Origin of the sequence: Massilia oculi (genome assembly GCF_017582745.1) — a bacterium.
Taxonomy (GTDB): domain Bacteria; phylum Pseudomonadota; class Gammaproteobacteria; order Burkholderiales; family Burkholderiaceae_D; genus Telluria; species Telluria oculi_A.
In genome coordinates, this window is the sequence record NZ_JAFVIM010000064.1 from 1 (window position 1) to 3,316 (window position 3,316).

Here is a 3,316-nt window from a genome sequence, read left to right on the forward strand (position 1 = left end):
ATTGCTGAAGCAACGTTTAATACTTTGTGCGAACATTTGATATTTTAAGTATGCAGCTGAACAAGTCAGCTGGCACCTTCATCAAACGCCCACACTTATCGACTGTTAATTTTTAAAGAACTTTATTCGGTACTGCATCATCTGCTGTTGCTTCGAATCGTTTTGTTCGTCAGCAGCAGAGAAGAGAGAGTATGAAGCGTTTTTTAAATCTCGTCAACCCTCTTTTTTCTTCACTCTTCGCTGTCACATCCGTTTAGGGACATGTCTGCGTCGAGGGACAGGACTATAGCAAACGCATGGCGCGCCCGCAAGCCCAGTTTTGCCCGCATTGCCGGCTCGGTCGACCTACTGTCCATGCGGCGCCGGCGACATCGACGCGACCAGCTCGTGATACCACCGCTCCTGACGCGTCTTGTGCAGCCGATACCAGGCCCTGGTCGTCTCCGGGCGCCAGACTTTCAGCATCTTCAGCACTTCATAGGAAAACTCGAGCGGCGCCAAACCCGTCGCGGTGATCAGGTTATCGCCGCGTACCGCAGCCTCCTTGCGATACAGGGCCTCTCCACGGTAACCAGGACAAGTCTGTTTCAGGAAGCCGAGGTCGTTCGACGTGTGACGCCGCGTATCCAGGGCGCCGACACTCGCCAGCCCGACCGTGGCGCCGCAAATCGCCGCGACCTGGTGCCCGTGGTCGAGGGCAGCGCGGGCAAATTCCAGGATCGGCTTCGCCTGCGGCGCATCCCAGACGTCGGCGCCCGGCAATAGCAGCACATCTCCTTTCCCCAGCTCGACCGCATCGAGCGTCAGATCCGGCGTATGACTCACGCCACCCATGCTCTCGACGGCATCGCAGCTAAGGCCGACATTGAGCAATTTAAAATCCATCGCGGGGTCGGCAAAGAACCTGCGGCTGTGCAGCTCCGCGGTGAGATAAGCGATCTCCCAATCCGCCATGGTATCGACCACCACCAGATATAGTTTCATCGCGACTCCTCATTGAATGGGCGGGCAGTATAGCCGCTGTTTGCCGCCTGGCTGCGTAGCCATGCGGTGAACTCGCGCACCTCTTGCCTTACCTGGGCATCGCGCGGCAGGACGAGAAAATATGCGGCGCCGGCAGGTATGCGAGCGGAGCCAATCCGGCACAGCGCCCTGGTCTCGAGGGCATCGGCCACGAGCCAGCTGCGCGCGAGCGCGATGCCCTGCCCGTTTTCGGCCGCCTGCACGGCAAGGGTTGAATCGCGATAGACGGCGCCGAATGTGCAATCCGTTTCGGCCACCTCATGCTGCTCGAGCCAGGCCGCCCACGGATGAAAGTCGTCGCGCAAAAGGGTCGCGCGCGGCAGATCCTCGTTCGCATGAATGCCATGCTCGCGAATATAGCCTGGGCTGGCAACCGGAAACAGGCACTCTTCGAAAAGTAGCTCGCTGTGCACACTGGGCCACTGCCCGCTGCCATAACGTATGCCGAGATGCGCTCCGGATGCGCCCAGGTCGACGAGCGCCTGGGTCGACGAAATGTCGACGTCGATATCCGGATGACGCAGAAAGAAGTCGCCGATACGGGGAAGCAGCCAGCGAGCGGCAAAGGAAGGCAGCACATTGATGCGCAGTCGGCGGGCGTCGGCATGACGCAGTGCTTCCACTACGCCGGACAGCTGCTGCAATACCGGCCGCACGACGGCCAGGAACTGGTGGCCTTTGGGAGTCAGCGCAATCTCGCGGCGCGAGCGGTCGATCAGCGACGTGCGCAGCGACGATTCGAGCGCACGCATCTGGTGGCTGATCGCGCTGTGGGTCAAATGCAGCTCTTCGGCGGCAAGGGTAAAACTGCGCAGGCGCCCGATCGCTTCGAAAGCGCGCAGCGTGTGCATGGGCGGTAGCGAAGAATTCGGGGTGTGAATGTCGTTCATGATTGGGTGAGTATAAAGCGTTTTTTCTTATGGATATCCGCTGATATAAAGTGAGTTTTATTCAAGGAGATCATGGATGAAGCCGTCGCATCTGCTCGCCGCGATCGGGGTTGTCGCCATCTGGGGCGGTAACTTCGTCGTCATCAAACTGGGATTGGACGAGCTGCCGCCATTGCTGTTGTGCGCGTTGCGCTTCTTGTTCGCGGCGGTGCCGGCGGTGTTTTTCGTCAAGCGGCCAGACGTGCCATTGCGCAGCGTTCTCGCTTATGGCCTGGTCATGTTCGGCCTGCAGTTCGCCTTCCTGTTTGGCGGCATGGCGTTCGGCATATCGGCAGGATTGGCTTCGCTCGCGCTGCAGCTTCAATCTTTCCTGACGATTGCCCTTGCCGCGTGGCTGCTGGGCGATCGGCCGAGTGGATTCCAGGTCGGTGGCGCGCTGCTCGCACTATCGGGAATCGGCGTGGTCGCGGCGAATCTCGGTGGGGATGTCTCTGCCCAGGGATTGGCGGCGGTCATCCTCGCTGCGCTCGCATGGGCGTGCGGGAACTTGATCGCCAAGCGCCTGGGGAAGGTGAATATGTTCGCACTCGTGGTATGGGCGAGCCTGGTCGTGCCGTTGCCGATGTTCGGACTATCGTTGCTGCTCGAGGGACCTGCACGGATTGCCGGTAGCGTCGCCGGCATGGGGTGGAGCGCAGTTGCGTCGATCGCCTATCTCGTTTACCCGACGACCCTGCTCGGCTTCGCAGTGTGGAACCGCTTGTTGAATCTTTATCCGGTGGCCAGCGTGGCGCCGCTTACCCTGCTGGTTCCGGTGTTCGGAATGGCTTCATCGGTCATGGTGCTGCAGGAGAATCTGCAAACATGGAAAGTAGCTGCTTTCCTCTTCGTGATCCTGGGCCTATGCGTGAACCAGTTCGGCACCAGGCTGTATGCGGGAATAAGAGGAGCGCGGATATGAAAAGCAATTCAATACTCCCATTCACCCATATTCCTGACCCCGACGCCGAACCTTATATTCCGGATCCGCGTTCGGCATGGCGTGTAAAGCTGGCATTCCGCGTCGACTTCACCAATGGCGGGTATGTCGAAGGACAGGATTTTCTGCTCGACATACCGGGACAGGATCTCGCCACCGAACGAGCGGCCGAGATTCTGGTGTCGTCCATGAATCTGCTGAGGGCCGGGCCGGTGACTATCCGGTCGATGCGCATCGTGTGCCGCAGCGAACACGATGATTCGTAAGCTCCAAAGCAAAAAACCCCACCGAGATCACTCGATGGGGTTTTTCTTATAACTAGCCTGACGATAACCTACTTTCACACTGGTTGCAGCACTATCATCGGCGCAAAGTCGTTTCACGGTCCTGTTCGGGATGGGAAGGGGTGGGACCGACTTGCTAT

At 59.0% G+C, this 3,316-nt stretch carries 4 protein-coding genes and 1 rRNA gene; 2 read left to right on the forward strand and 3 right to left on the reverse strand.

All coding sequences use genetic code 11. The annotated features are described in order from the left end of the window. Positions 1–345: 345 nt before the first annotated feature. Both J3U95_RS28000 and J3U95_RS28005 read right to left on the reverse strand, forming a co-directional pair. Positions 346–984 carry a DJ-1/PfpI family protein gene (locus J3U95_RS28000; protein ID WP_208281738.1) on the reverse strand — a complete coding sequence of 213 codons (639 nt, stop codon included), beginning with the start codon at positions 982–984 and terminating at the stop codon, positions 346–348. After that, positions 981–1,874: a LysR substrate-binding domain-containing protein gene (locus J3U95_RS28005; protein ID WP_208281739.1), complete on the reverse strand. Its 894-nt coding sequence runs from the start codon at positions 1,872–1,874 to the stop codon at positions 981–983. Before J3U95_RS28005 ends, J3U95_RS28000 begins: the two co-directional genes overlap by 4 nt. A 115-nt stretch (positions 1,875–1,989) precedes the next feature. Between J3U95_RS28005 and J3U95_RS28010 the strand changes: the two genes are divergently transcribed. Together J3U95_RS28010 and J3U95_RS28015 are read left to right on the forward strand one after the other, a co-directional pair. Then, positions 1,990–2,874: an EamA family transporter gene (locus tag J3U95_RS28010; RefSeq protein WP_208281740.1), complete on the forward strand. Its 885-nt coding sequence runs from the start codon at positions 1,990–1,992 to the stop codon at positions 2,872–2,874. Next, the gene (locus J3U95_RS28015) at positions 2,871–3,158 is read left to right on the forward strand and encodes a hypothetical protein (RefSeq protein ID WP_208281741.1); all 288 of its coding nucleotides are present in this window, start codon (positions 2,871–2,873) and stop codon (positions 3,156–3,158) included. The genes J3U95_RS28010 and J3U95_RS28015 overlap by 4 nt, the downstream gene beginning before the upstream one ends. A gap of 55 nt (positions 3,159–3,213) precedes the next feature. On the opposite strand, the gene rrf is transcribed toward J3U95_RS28015, so the two are convergent. Next, positions 3,214–3,316: ribosomal RNA gene (rrf, locus tag J3U95_RS28020) — 5S ribosomal RNA — on the reverse strand; the annotation flags it as partial.

What these genes read in the sequence shown, in the direction of transcription:
- J3U95_RS28000 (WP_208281738.1), bottom strand. Translation starts at nt 984, where the DNA reads ATGAAACTATATCTGGTGGTGGTCGATACCATGGCGGATTGGGAGATC.
- J3U95_RS28005 (WP_208281739.1), bottom strand. Translation starts at nt 1,874, where the DNA reads ATGCACACGCTGCGCGCTTTCGAAGCGATCGGGCGCCTGCGCAGTTTT.
- J3U95_RS28010 (WP_208281740.1), top strand. Translation starts at nt 1,990, where the DNA reads ATGAAGCCGTCGCATCTGCTCGCCGCGATCGGGGTTGTCGCCATCTGG.
- J3U95_RS28015 (WP_208281741.1), top strand. Translation starts at nt 2,871, where the DNA reads ATGAAAAGCAATTCAATACTCCCATTCACCCATATTCCTGACCCCGAC.